The 12,620-nt window shown below is 72.0% G+C and carries 12 protein-coding genes and 3 tRNA genes; 12 read left to right on the forward strand and 3 right to left on the reverse strand.

All coding sequences use genetic code 11. From position 1 onward, the window contains the following. Positions 1-47 precede the first annotated feature (47 nt). The 5 genes from gltX (at position 48) to ACYVKZ_RS02350 (ending at position 2,885) form a co-directional block, all read left to right on the forward strand. Positions 48-1,571 carry a glutamate--tRNA ligase gene (gene gltX / locus ACYVKZ_RS02330; RefSeq protein ID WP_460990408.1) on the forward strand — a complete coding sequence of 508 codons (1,524 nt, stop codon included), beginning with the start codon at positions 48-50 and terminating at the stop codon, positions 1,569-1,571. Further along, positions 1,564-2,379 (forward strand): HAD family hydrolase, encoded by an 816-nt coding sequence (locus ACYVKZ_RS02335; RefSeq protein ID WP_460990409.1) that lies wholly within the window; start codon positions 1,564-1,566, stop codon positions 2,377-2,379. Before gltX ends, ACYVKZ_RS02335 begins: the two co-directional genes overlap by 8 nt. Positions 2,380-2,514: 135 nt before the next feature. Beyond that, positions 2,515-2,586, forward strand: a tRNA-Gln gene (locus ACYVKZ_RS02340). Positions 2,587-2,652: 66 nt separating this feature from the next. Then, positions 2,653-2,725 (forward strand) — tRNA-Glu (locus ACYVKZ_RS02345). 87 nt (positions 2,726-2,812) lie between these two features. Further along, positions 2,813-2,885 (forward strand) — tRNA-Glu (locus ACYVKZ_RS02350). A gap of 70 nt (positions 2,886-2,955) precedes the next feature. Here the strand turns inward: ACYVKZ_RS02350 and ACYVKZ_RS02355 are convergent. Together ACYVKZ_RS02355 and ACYVKZ_RS02360 are read right to left on the reverse strand one after the other, a co-directional pair. Then, positions 2,956-3,504, reverse strand: coding sequence for a DUF1697 domain-containing protein (locus ACYVKZ_RS02355; protein ID WP_460990410.1), 549 nt, complete (start codon positions 3,502-3,504; stop codon positions 2,956-2,958). A gap of 38 nt (positions 3,505-3,542) precedes the next feature. Continuing rightward, positions 3,543-4,262: an IclR family transcriptional regulator gene (locus ACYVKZ_RS02360; protein ID WP_066498336.1), complete on the reverse strand. Its 720-nt coding sequence runs from the start codon at positions 4,260-4,262 to the stop codon at positions 3,543-3,545. A gap of 195 nt (positions 4,263-4,457) precedes the next feature. Here ACYVKZ_RS02360 and leuC point away from each other — a divergent pair, with 195 nt between their 5' ends. From leuC to ACYVKZ_RS02390, 6 genes are all read left to right on the forward strand, one after another. Continuing rightward, positions 4,458-5,897 carry a 3-isopropylmalate dehydratase large subunit gene (leuC, locus tag ACYVKZ_RS02365; RefSeq protein ID WP_460990411.1) on the forward strand — a complete coding sequence of 480 codons (1,440 nt, stop codon included), beginning with the start codon at positions 4,458-4,460 and terminating at the stop codon, positions 5,895-5,897. Positions 5,898-5,911: 14 nt separating this feature from the next. Continuing rightward, on the forward strand, positions 5,912-6,511 hold the full coding sequence (gene leuD, locus ACYVKZ_RS02370; protein ID WP_460990412.1) for a 3-isopropylmalate dehydratase small subunit: 600 nt from the start codon (positions 5,912-5,914) through the stop codon (positions 6,509-6,511). 130 nt (positions 6,512-6,641) lie between these two features. Continuing rightward, the gene (gene murA, locus ACYVKZ_RS02375) at positions 6,642-7,967 is read left to right on the forward strand and encodes a UDP-N-acetylglucosamine 1-carboxyvinyltransferase (RefSeq protein WP_460990413.1); all 1,326 of its coding nucleotides are present in this window, start codon (positions 6,642-6,644) and stop codon (positions 7,965-7,967) included. A 95-nt stretch (positions 7,968-8,062) separates the two neighbouring features. Further along, positions 8,063-8,746, forward strand: coding sequence for a lysophospholipid acyltransferase family protein (locus ACYVKZ_RS02380; RefSeq protein ID WP_460990579.1), 684 nt, complete (start codon positions 8,063-8,065; stop codon positions 8,744-8,746). Between the two features lie 50 nt (positions 8,747-8,796). Continuing rightward, on the forward strand, positions 8,797-9,795 hold the full coding sequence (locus ACYVKZ_RS02385; protein WP_460990580.1) for an NAD(P)H-dependent glycerol-3-phosphate dehydrogenase: 999 nt from the start codon (positions 8,797-8,799) through the stop codon (positions 9,793-9,795). Between the two features lie 2 nt (positions 9,796-9,797). Next, positions 9,798-10,916 (forward strand): D-alanine--D-alanine ligase family protein, encoded by a 1,119-nt coding sequence (locus ACYVKZ_RS02390; protein WP_460990414.1) that lies wholly within the window; start codon positions 9,798-9,800, stop codon positions 10,914-10,916. A gap of 13 nt (positions 10,917-10,929) precedes the next feature. Here the strand turns inward: ACYVKZ_RS02390 and ACYVKZ_RS02395 are convergent, their stop codons facing one another. Next, positions 10,930-11,520: a DUF3515 family protein gene (locus ACYVKZ_RS02395; RefSeq protein WP_460990415.1), complete on the reverse strand. Its 591-nt coding sequence runs from the start codon at positions 11,518-11,520 to the stop codon at positions 10,930-10,932. A gap of 80 nt (positions 11,521-11,600) precedes the next feature. Between ACYVKZ_RS02395 and ACYVKZ_RS02400 the strand changes: the two genes are divergently transcribed. Then, positions 11,601-12,620: a thiamine-phosphate kinase gene (locus tag ACYVKZ_RS02400; protein ID WP_460990416.1), complete on the forward strand. Its 1,020-nt coding sequence runs from the start codon at positions 11,601-11,603 to the stop codon at positions 12,618-12,620.

The raw sequence follows: 12,620 nt of genomic DNA on the forward strand, positions 1-12,620 counted from the left end.
CGCTCCTCAGGAGGCGGCTTCCGGACGCCTCTAGAATGGGGAGCACTATGACTTCCTCGCCCGCAGAGCCCCTGCTCGATCCCGCCTCGATCCCGTCCGTCATGCCCCACACCCCGGTGCGCGTGCGCTTCTGCCCGTCTCCCACGGGCACCCCGCACGTGGGCATGGTCCGCACCGCCCTGTTCAACTGGGCGTATGCGCGCCACACGGGCGGCACGTTCGTGTTCCGCATCGAGGACACCGACGCGCAGCGCGACACGGAGGAGAGCTACCAGCAGATCGTCGAGGCCCTGCGCTGGCTCGGCCTCACCTGGGACGAGGGCATCGACGTGGGCGGCCCGCACGAGCCCTACCGCCAGTCCCATCGCCTCGACCTCTACAAGGGCGTCGCGGCCAAGCTCAAGGACGCCGGGTTCCTCTACGAGTCGTTCTCGACCCCGGACGAGATCGAGGCCCGCCACCGCGCCGCGGGCCGCGACCCCAAGCTCGGCTACGACAACTCGGACCGCGACCTCACCGACGAGCAGAAGGCTGCCTTCCGCGCCGACGGCCGCGAGCCCGTTCTGCGCTTCCGCATGCCGGACGAGGACGTGGTCTTCGACGACCTCATCCGCGGCGAGATCCGCTTCAAGGCCGGCTCGGTGCCGGACTTCGTGGTGGTCCGCGCCGACGGCTCGCCGCTGTACACGCTCGTGAACCCGGTGGACGACGCGCTCATGGGCATCACCCACGTGCTCCGCGGCGAGGACCTCCTCTCCTCGACCCCCCGCCAGGTGGCCCTCTACCACGCACTGCACGCCGTGGGCGTCGCGAGCTACATGCCGCTCTTCGGCCACCTGCCGTACGTCATGGGGGAGGGCAACAAGAAGCTCTCCAAGCGCGATCCGCAGTCGAACCTCTTCCACCACCGGGACCGCGGCTTCATCCCCGAGGGCCTGCTGAACTACCTCGCGCTCCTGGGCTGGTCGCTGTCCGCCGACGAGGACATCTTCACGGTGGACCAGCTCGTGCAGCACTTCGACATCGCCGACGTGCTGCCCAACCCGGCCCGGTTCGACCAGAAGAAGGCCGAGGCCATCAACGGCACCCACGTGCGCATGCTCGAGCCGGCGGACTTCCGCGACCGCCTCGTGCCCTACCTCCACGCCGCCGGCCTCGTGGGGGAGACGCTCACCGCGCGCCAGGAGGAGATCCTCACCGAGGCGGCCCCCCTGGTCCAGGAGCGCATCGCCCTCCTCGGCGAGGCGCCGGAGATGCTCGGTTTCCTCTTCACGGAGGACTCGGACATCACGATCGCCGACGACGCGCTCAAGGGGATGCCGGCGAACCTCGCCGAGGTCCTCGACGCCGCCCTGGCCGCCCTCGAGCCGCTGGCCGACTGGACGGCCGAGGCCATCCAGGACGCCCTCCGTGCCGCCCTCGTCGACGGGCTCGGCATCAAGCCCCGCCTCGCCTTCGGCCCGGTCCGCACGGCCATCTCCGGCCGCCGCATCTCCCCGCCCCTGTTCGAGTCGATGGTCATCCTCGGCAAGGAGTCCTCCCTCGCGCGCATCAAGGCCTTCCGTGGCTGAGCTCACAGCCGCTGTGCCTGCCCAGGAGGAGGCGACGCACGACGGCGGGTCCGCACCCGCCGTCGTGCGTCGCCTTCCGGCGGACCGCGCCGCGCTCGTGAAGGGGGTCCTGCTCGACATCGACGAGACGCTCGTGGACCTCGAGGGCGCCATGGACCGCGCGCTGCGCGAGGTGAGCGCCCGTCTGCTGCCGGGCCTCGACGAGGCGGAGTGGACCACGTTCTGCCGGATCTTCACCCGCGGTTCGGACGACATCTACGAGCGGTACATGGCGCGCGAGATCACGTTCGCGCAGCAGCGCGTGCTGCGGGCCGAGCGCTGCCTCGCGCACTTCGGGCGGGCCTTCGCCTCGGACGCAGAATCGGCGGGGTGGCTCGCGGCGTACGAGGCGGCCCAGCCCACCTATGTCCGCGCGTTCGACGACGTCGTGCCGCTCCTGGACGCGCTCGACGCTGCCGGGATCGCCTACGGGGCCGTGAGCAACAACGTCCACGACTACCAGCGCGCCAAGCTCGACACGGCCGGGCTCCAGCGCATCGGCATCCTCGTGGGGATCGACGCCGTGGGGGCGGCCAAGCCGGATCCCGCGATCTTCCACGAGGGCCTGCGCCAGCTGGGGACCGCGGCGCACGAGACTGTGTACATCGGCGACAACCCCGCACACGACGTGATCGGCGCCGCCGGGGCCGGCCTGCGGGGCATCTGGCTCAACCGGCGGTCCGCCATCCTGGACGCCGACGTGGCCCCCTCCGTGCCCGATCAGGTCACCGGACTCGAGCAGATCCCGGCGCTCCTCGGCCTCGCCTGACCCGCCGGGGGAGGGCCGGGAAGCGGCCGGCCCGCCGATTTGTGGCGCACGGGAGCTTCGGGTAAAGTAATTACTCGTGCTGAGGGGCACGGAGCGCAGCGGAGAGATCCGGTGGGCACGGCCCGGACAGTGCGGTGGGATATGGTGTAATTGGCAACACTACGGTTTCTGGTACCGTCATTCTAGGTTCGAGTCCTGGTATCCCAGCTCCGGATGTTCTGCCCTCGGGCAGCACGGAAGGATCGCTCACTTCTGAGCACGGTAAAGTACCACGGCCCCATCGTATAGCGGCCTAGTACGCCGCCCTCTCACGGCGGTAACGCGGGTTCGAATCCCGCTGGGGTCACTGAAGGACCGGCAGCAGCCGTCCTTCGAACAGCGCCATCCGCTGCGGATGGCCGGAGTGCACGCCTCGTCGGCGTGTGCAGTGCGAGGCCCCATCGTATAGCGGCCTAGTACGCCGCCCTCTCACGGCGGTAACGCGGGTTCGAATCCCGCTGGGGTCACCTCATGGAGGGCCCGGTCTTCGGACCGGGCCCTTTCTGCATGTGCCCCCGCGTTCCCCCTCCGCGGGCATCAGCCGAAGGCGGCCCGGACCTTCTCGAGGGTGCGGAGGTTCCGCGTCGTCGTGGTGGCCTTGAAGACCGGCTTGGCCGTCGCCTTCGACAGCGGCGCATCCAGGGTCGCACCCTTGGGGCAGCGCCACGCGAGGGCCACGGGGCTGAGGCGGAGGTGGGCGCCGCCGTCCTGCGCCCCCTCGGATCCGCCCCCCTCCAGGAGGGCCACGAGCCGGTCGAGTGCCGCGGGATCCGAGGACAGCGTCACGTACGCGTGGACCTGGGGATCGTCCGGCGGGTACGGGCACGAGCGGACGAGGGCCTCGACGTCCCGGCGCGGGAGCACGACCACCCACGCGTCGTACCCGAACGAGGCACGCAGGGCCTCCTCGACCCGGGCCTTGAGGGTGGCCCCGTCGAGGTCGGTCGACAGCACGGCGTTCCCGCTCGCCAGCAGCGTCTTCACGCCGCTCACGGGCAGCGCGCCGAGGGCCTCGCGCAGCGCAGCCATCCTGATGGTGATGCCGCCGACGTTCACGCCGCGCAGGAATACTGCGAATTCGGCCACAGCCCCTCCGCCCGCTTCAGTGGCTGGAGCCGGCCCGGCTAGTCGTTGCCCTTGCGCAGGGCCTCGGTCAGCAGCCGTCCGGCGTTGCAGATGACCTCAGCATGCTGGCGGCCCGGCTGGCGGGTCAAGCGCTCGATCGGGCCGGAGATGGACACCGCGGCGATCACCCGGCCGGAGGGCCCGCGCACCGGGGCGGAGACCGAGGCGACCCCCGGCTCGCGTTCGCCGAGCGACTGGGCCCAGCCCCGGCGTCGGACGCCGGCGAGCACAGTGGGGGTGAACCGCGCATTGTGGAGCCCCTCGAGGAGCCGGTCGTGGTCCTCCCAGGCAACGAGGATCTGGGCCGCGGAGCCGGCCTTCATGCTCAGCTGGGTGCCCACGGGGATCGTGTCGCGCAGCCCCACGGGACGCTCGGCGGACGCCACGCACACGCGCCAGTCACCCTGGCGGCGGAAGATCTGGGCGCTCTCCCCGGTCGCGTCGCGCAGCTGCATGAGGATGGGCCCGGCGGCCGCGATGAGCCGGTCTTCCCCGGCTGCGGAGGCGAGCTCGACGAGGCGGGACCCGAGGACGAACCGGCCCTGCATGTCCCGGGCCACGAGGCGGTGGTGCACGAGCGCGAGGGCGAGGCGGTGGACCGTGGGACGGGCCAGGCCCGTGGCTGCCACCAGTTGGGCGAGCGTCGTGGGGCCCGCCTCCAGCGCATCGAGTACGAGGGCGGCCTTGTCGATCACGCCGACACCACTAGTATTGTCCATAGGTTGATATTGGCGTCTCAATATCTGAGATGCAAGTCGGCGGGGTGGCCAGCGTGGCCGGCTCGCTGGTCCACTGGATACAAGGCAGCCAGAAGACTGGCCGGGCGAGCGCCGGCCTGATCGGCACTCGACGATCAGGACCGGATGATCACCACCGGCCCGATCAGCACTGGCACGAGGCGGAGGGAGCAGGCCGTGGGACGCACACTGGCCGAGAAGGTCTGGGACGCGCACGTGGTGCGCAGGGGCGAGGACGGGCAGCCCGATCTGCTCTACATCGACCTCCACCTCGTGCACGAGGTCACCTCCCCGCAGGCATTCGAGGGCCTCCGCCTCGCTGGGCGGCGGCTCCGGCGCCCGGACCTGACGATCGCGACCGAGGACCACAACACGCCCACGATCGACATCGACAAGCCGATCGCGGACCCGACCAGCCGCACGCAGATCGAGACGCTGCGGGCCAACTGCGCCGAGTTCGGGGTGCGCCTGCACTCGCTCGGCGACAGGGAGCAGGGCATCGTGCACGTCGTCGGGCCCCAGCTCGGGCTCACCCAGCCGGGCCTGACGATCGTCTGCGGCGACTCGCACACGTCCACCCACGGCGCGTTCGGCGCCCTCGCCATGGGCATCGGCACCTCCGAGGTCGAGCATGTCATGGCGACCCAGACGCTGCCGCTGAAGCCGTTCAAGACGATGGCCATCACCGTGGAGGGCGCGCTCAAGCCGGGTGTGAGCAGCAAGGACATCATCCTCGCCGTCATCGCCAAGATCGGCACCGGCGGGGGCCAGGGGTACGTCCTCGAGTACCGGGGGTCGGCCATCCGGGCCCTGTCCATGGAAGCCCGCATGACGATCTGCAACATGTCGATCGAGGCCGGCGCGCGCGCCGGGATGGTTGCCCCGGACGAGACCACCTACGCCTTCATGAAGGGCCGTCCCCACGCCCCGCAGGGCGCAGACTGGGACGCGGCGGTCGAGTACTGGGACACCCTCCGCACCGACGACGACGCCGTGTTCGACGCCGAGGTCTTCCTCGACGCCGACGAGCTCGAGCCGTTCGTCACCTGGGGCACCAACCCCGGCCAGGGCGTGTCCCTCTCGCAGTCCGTCCCCGACCCGGACCAGATGGCGGACGAGAACGCCAAGGCCAACGCCCGCCGCGCCCTCGACTACATGGGGCTCGCCGCGGGCACGCCCATGAAGGACATCCGCGTCGACACCGTGTTCCTCGGCTCCTGCACGAACTCGCGCCTCGAGGACCTGCGCGCGGCCGCGGAGATCGTCCGGGGCCGCACCAAGGACCCGAACGTGCGGATGATGGTGGTCCCCGGCTCGGCACGGGTGCGCCTCGAAGCCGAGGCCGAGGGCCTGGACAAGGTCTTCACCGAGTTCGGGGCCGAGTGGCGGTTCGCCGGGTGCTCGATGTGCCTGGGCATGAACCCGGACCAGCTCCAGCCGGGGGAGCGGTGCGCGTCCACCTCGAACCGCAACTTCGAGGGCCGCCAGGGCAAGGGCGGCCGCACCCACCTTGTCTCGCCCGTCGTCGCGGCGGCCACGGCGGTCCGCGGGACCCTCTCGTCGCCGTCGGACCTCGACCCCGTCCCCGCGGACACCGCCGCCGGCGCGGCAGCCTAAGGAAGGACCCAGCCATGGAGAAGTTCACCACCCACACCGGCATCGGCGTGCCGCTGCGCCAGTCCAACGTGGACACCGACCAGATCATCCCCGCGGTGTTCCTCAAGCGCATCACCCGCACCGGGTTCGAGGACGCCCTCTTCGCCTCGTGGCGCAAGGACGAGTCCTTCATCCTCAACCAGGAGCCGTTCAGCCAGGGCTCGGTCCTCGTGGCGGGCCCCGACTTCGGCACCGGCTCTTCCCGCGAGCACGCCGTGTGGGCCCTCAAGGACTACGGCTTCAAGGCGGTCCTCTCGTCCCGGTTCGCGGACATCTTCCGCGGCAACTCCGGCAAGCAGGGGCTCCTCGCCGCCGTCGTGGCCCAGGACGACATCGAGCTCATCTGGAAAGAGCTCGAGAACCACCCCGGCACGCAGGTCACGGTCGACCTCTCCTCCAAGACCGTCACGTGCGCGAACATCGTCGCCCCGTTCGAGATCGACGACTACACGCGCTGGCGGCTGCTCGAGGGCCTCGACGACATCGGCCTGACCCTGCAGCACGAGGACGCCATCACGGCCTACGAGGCCTCGCGCGCTTCTTTCAAGCCCACCACCCTGCCAGCGCGCGCCTGAGCGGGCCGACGCGCCGAGGAGCTCGCCCCGGGGTTTTCACTGCCCCGGGCGCGAGCTTCTATGCTTAGCAGGGTCTCCGCACGGGCGGGGCCGCAGCAGGGCTATGGGGGCCAGTGAGGAAAAGGTGCGCATGAGCAGTGTTCTGACCATCCGGGGCGGCATCCCCCTTTCGGGCAAGGTGACGGTCCGGGGCGCGAAGAACCTCGTTCCCAAGGCCATGGTCGCGGCGCTGCTCGGCAACGAGCCGTCCAGGCTGCGCAACGTGCCGGAGATCCAGGACGTGGACATCGTCACGAGCCTGCTCCAGCTGCACGGCGTCGCGGTCGAGCGGGACGCGACCACCGGCGACCTGACGCTGGACCCCACCAACGCGAAGACCGCCAAGGTCGCGGACATCGACGCCCACGCCGGCGACTCCCGCATCCCGATCCTGCTCTGCGGGCCGCTGATCCACTCGATCGGCGAGGCGTTCATCCCCGACCTCGGCGGCTGCCGGATCGGCGACCGCCCCATCGACTACCATCTCGACGTGCTGCGGCAGTTCGGCGCCGTCGTGGACAAGCGCCCCGGCGGCATCAGCATCTCCGCGCCGCGCGGGCTCAGGGGCGCGAAGATCACGCTCCCGTACCCGAGTGTGGGTGCCACGGAGCAGGTGCTCCTCACCGCGACGCGGGCCGAGGGCGTCACCGAGCTCAAGGGCGCGGCGATCGAGCCCGAGATCATGGACCTCGTCGCGGTGCTGCAGAAGATGGGGGCGATCATCGCCGTCCTCAACGACCGCACCATCCGCATCGAGGGCGTGCGCGAGCTCGGCGGCTACACGCACCGAGCCCTCTCGGACCGCAACGAGGCCGCGTCCTGGGCCTCGGCGGCCCTCGCGACCCACGGCGACATCTTCGTCGAGGGCGCGAGCCAGCGCGACATGATGACCTTCCTCAACGTCTACCGCAAGCTCGGCGGCGGCCTGTCGATCGAGGACGAGGGCATCCGGTTCTTCCACCCGGGCGGGAAGCTCTCGCCGCTCGTGCTCGAGACAGACGTCCACCCCGGCTTCATGACCGACTGGCAGCAGCCCCTGGTCGTCGCCCTGACCCAGGCCGAGGGCGTGTCGATCGTGCATGAGACCGTGTACGAGAACCGCTTCGGCTTCACAGAGGCCCTGGGCCGCATGGGCGCGACCATCCAGCTGCACCGCGAGTGCCTGGGCAGCGTGCCGTGCCGCTTCGGCCAGCGGAACTTCCTGCACTCGGCCGTCATCTCGGGCGCCACACCGCTGCACGGGGCCGACTTCGACGTTCCGGACCTCCGTGGCGGCTTCAGCCACCTCATCGCCGCCCTCGCGGCCGACGGCGTCTCCCGCGCCACCGGGGTCGGCGTCATCCGCCGCGGCTACGAGTACTTCACCGAGAAGCTCGGCGCACTGGGCGCCGACTTCGACCTCGAGGAGGGCCAGTGAGCCGCGCGCCGAAGACGGCCCTGAGGGAGAGCACCGGCGAGAGGGTCGCGTTCGCGATCGCCGGCGCCGTGGTCCGGCCCCTCCTGAACGTGCTGATGCGCAAGGAGTGGCGCGGCACGGAGAAGCTCGCGGGGTTCCCCGGGCGTGGGGGCTTCATCGCGTGCGTGAACCACTGCACCGAGATCGACCCCCTCACGGTGGGCCACATGCTCTACAACCAGGGACGCCCGCCGCACTTCCTGGCCAAGGCCGGCCTGTTCAAGCCGCCGGTGCTGGGCCAGATCATGCGGGGCACCAAGCAGATCCCCGTCGACCGCGGCGGCACCGGCGCCGGCACCTCCCTCGAGGTGGCCCGCGAGGTCATCGACGAGGGCGGGGCGATCATCGTCTACCCCGAGGGCACCCTCACCCGCGACCCCGGGCTCTGGCCCATGAAGGGCCACACGGGCGCCGCCCGGCTGGCCCTCAAGACCGGTGCTCCCGTGGTCCCGATCGCCCACTGGGGCGACCACGAGCTGTTCCCGCGCTACGCCAAACGGCTCTACCCCTTCCCCCGCAAGAAGGCGGTGGTCCTCGTCGGGGATCCGGTGGACCTGTCCGACCTCATCGGCCGTCCGCTGGACAAGACGACCCTCGTCGAGGCCACCGAGCGGATCATGGACGCGATCACGGGGCTGCTGGCCCAGCTGCGCGGCGAGCAGCCCCCGGCGGAGCGGTGGGACCCGGCCCAGCACCAGCAGTCACTCCACGGGCGCGACGTCGAGCGCGGCGGGGCCTGAGGGTGGCCGCTGATCATCAGGCCCGCGGGCCGCTCGCGCGCATCGCCGTCATGGGCGCCGGGAGCTGGGGGACCACGTTCGCCAAGGTCCTGGGCGACGCCGCGGCGAACCACGGCAGCCCGCGGTCGATCCGGCTCTGGGGCCGCAGCCCCGAAGTGGTCGCCGACGTGGCCCGGCACCGCAACGCCCGCTACCTCGGCGACATCGAGCTGCCTGCCGCCATCACGGCCACCCTCGACCCGTCCGAGGCGCTCGAGGGCGCGCAGCTCGTGGTCCTCGCGGTCCCCGCGCAGTCCCTGCGCGCCCAGCTCGCGGCGTGGAGCGCGCACGTGCCGCGCGACGCCGTCGTGCTCTCCCTCATGAAGGGGCTCGAACTCGGGACGGACAAGCGGATGAGCGAGGTCATCGCCGAGGTCACCTCGCTTCCCCCCGAGCAGATCGCCGTGCTCTCCGGCCCCAACCTCGCCATGGAGATCGCCCGGTCACAGCCCACCGGCGCCGTCGTCGCGTGCACCGACCACGCCACCGCCCAGTGGATCGCCGAGTCCTGCACGGCGCCGTACTTCCGCCCCTACATGAGCACCGACGTGACCGGCGTGGAGATCGGCGGCATCGTCAAGAACGTGATCGCCCTCGCCGTCGGCATCTGCGAGGGCAAGGAGATGGGCGACAACACGAAGGCCACCGTCATCACCCGGGGCCTGGCCGAGACCACACGGCTCGCCGTGGCGCTCGGGGCGGACCTCACCACCATGTCCGGGCTCGCCGGGCTCGGCGACCTCGTGGCCACCTGTTCGTCCAAGCTCTCGCGCAACCACACCGCGGGGCGGCTCCTGGGGCAGGGCCTCGACACCGAGGCCGTGGGCGCCCGCATGACCCAGGTCGCCGAGGGGATCAAGTCGGCCCCGGCGGTCCTGGAGCTCGCGCAGCGCCATGGGGTGGACATGCCCATCACCGCCGGGGTCGTGGCCGTCCTGCGGGGCGAGCTGCCGGTGGAGAAGCTCGAACCGCTGCTGCTGGCGCGGCAGCTCAAGTCAGAAGGCGACTAAGCGTGACAGAGACCAGCAAGACCCGCGTTGCCCTCCTCTTCGGCGGCCGCTCGAGCGAGCATGCCGTGAGCTGTGTGACCGCCGCGGGCGTCATGGGCGCCATTGACACCGACAAGTACGAGGTGGTGCCCGTCGGCATCACCCGGGCCGGACAGTGGGTCCTCTCCCAGAGCGACTGGCACCAGTGGGCGCTCGATGCGGGCACGCCGCCCGAGGTCGAGGCCAGCGGGGCCACCGTCCGGCTCGCCGAGAACGACGGCGCGGCCAGGCTCGTGGTGAACGAGCCCGGCCAGGTGCCGCGCGAGCTCGGCGACGTGGACGTCGTCTTCCCGCTCCTGCACGGCGCCTTCGGCGAGGACGGCACGATCCAGGGCCTCCTCGAGCTCGCCGACGTCCGGTACGTGGGCGCCGGCGTCCTCGCCTCCGCCGTCGGGATGGACAAGCACTTCATGAAGGTCGCCTTCGCGGCGGCGGGCCTCGCCGTCGGCCCCTACACCACGGTGACCGACAAGCAGTGGCGCCGGGACCCGGAGGGGGTGCGCGACGCCGTCGACCGCCTGGGCTACCCCGTCTTCGTCAAGCCGTGCCGGGCCGGCTCCTCCGTGGGCATCTCCAAGGTGGACCGCCCGGAGGATCTCGACGCTGCGATCGCCGAGGCGCGCCGGCACGACCTGCGCCTCGTGATCGAGGCCGCGATCGCGGGCCGCGAAATCGAGTGCGGGGTGCTCGAGGGCCGCGGCTGCGAGGCGCCCCGCACGTCGCTCCCGGGAGAGATCGTGGTCCAGGGCGGCGCGCACACGTTCTACGACTTCGCCGCGAAGTACGTCGAGAACGATGCGGCGTCGCTCTCGTGCCCGGCCGACCTGCCGCCGGAGGCGATCGAGCGGGTCCGCGGGCTCGCCGCGACCGCGTTCGACGCCGTCTCCGCCGAGGGGCTCAGCCGGGTCGACTTCTTCTACACGCCCGAGGGCGAGTTCGTCATCAACGAGATCAACACCATGCCCGGGTTCACGCCGATCAGCATGTATCCGGCGATGTGGGCCGCGACCGGCCTGGGCTACCGGGAGCTGATCGACGAGCTCATCCAGCTCGCCCTCGACCGCCCCACCGGCCTGCGGTAGCGGGCGAGCGGGCTCAGCCGTTCGCCGGCAGCGTGGCCAGGTCCTCCTGGCCCACGCAGTGGCGGGTGGCCGGGATCTTCGCCACGGCCGGGGAGAGGCTGGCCAGGACGGTCGCGGAGCTCGCCCGGGCCGTGTCCAGCAGCAGCTCCGTGGCGGGCTGGCGCCCGAACGTGGTGAGCGTGTAAGTCCCCCCGTCGCCCGGCCCGGGCGCGCTCCCGCTCGCGGCAGGCGACGGCGCTCCCGCACTCGCGGCGGGCGACGGCGTGCCGGCACTCGCGGCCGAGTCCTGCCTGATCACCCAGTCGACGCCGTTGACGCTCACACACCGGTCCGTGGTCGGGCCCGGCGAGGGGACGCCGCAGCGGAGCACGACGGCGGCCGGGTCGCCCCACGCCGCCGTGGCCTGGCTCGTGGTGGTGCGCAGCTTGGCGTCGCCGATCGTGTCCGGGAGGGCGAGCATGAGCGGTGCGCACGCGGGATCGGCCGCGTCCGCGGCGGGCTGCACGGAGACCGGGGCGGAGCATCCGGCCAGCGCGGCGACGAGGCCCAGGAGGGCCACCGGGACGCCGTACCGGGCTGCGCGGGCGTGGCTTCGTGCGGACATGCTTCTCCATCCGGGGGGCCGAGGGGGTGCCTCCAGACTACCGCCGCCGACGGGGCCGCCTGCGCCGATAGGCTGGGACCGTGACGGATTCCCAGCGTCTGGCGGCGCGTGTGCGCGAGGTGAGCGAGCGTGAGCTGCTCGAGCGGATCTTCCCGCGGCTGGCGGTGCTCGGATCGCCGATCCTCGGCCCGGGCGACGACGCCGCGGTGCTCGCGGCCCCGGACGGGCGGGTCGTGGTGAGCACGGACACCCAGACCGAGGGACAGGACTTCCGGCTCGCCTGGCCCGACGGGTACCGCACCACCGGCGCGGACGTGGGCTGGAAGGCCGCGGCGCAGAACCTCAGCGACATCAACGCCATGGGAGCGGTCGCGACCGGCATGGTGGTGAGCCTGACCCTTCCCGCCGAGACGGAGGTGGCCTGGGTGGAGGGCCTCGCGGACGGCCTCGTCGAGGCCATCACCGGGCTGGGGGCCCGCGGCTGCACGGTGGCCGGAGGCGACCTCGGCCTCGGCGGCGAGCTGTCGGTGACCGTCACGGTCCTCGGCAGCCTCGAGGGCCGCGCGCCCGTGCTCCGCTCGGGGGGGCGGCCCGGGGACGTCGTGGCCGTGGCGGGACGGCTCGGCACCGCCGCCGCCGGACTCGCCCTGCTCGAGCACGGCCCCCGGTACGCCGAGCTCGGCGAGGAGGCGCGCGGCGTCATCCGTTCCTTCTGCCGCCCGCGACCGCCCCTCGCGGCCGGACCCGCCGCGGCGCGCGCCGGCGCCACCGCTCTCATGGACCTCTCCGACGGCCTGCTCAAGGACGGGGACCGCCTGGGGCGGGCGAGCGGCGTCGTGCTCGACCTCGACGCCGCCGTGCTCGCCGCCCACGCCGCGCTCCTGGCCGGACCCGCGGCGGCCGTCGGGGCTGATCCCCTCCGCTGGGTCGTGGGCGGGGGAGAGGACCACGGCCTCCTCGCGACGTTCCCGCCGTCCTCACAGCTGCCTGAGGGATTCACTGCGATAGGCTCGGTGGTGCCTCCGGCCGGCGGGCCGGGTGGGGTGGCCATCGGCGGGCGCCCCGCGGAACCGAGCGGATGGGACCACTTTGCACGCTAA

Source organism: Sinomonas soli, assembly GCF_054782415.1.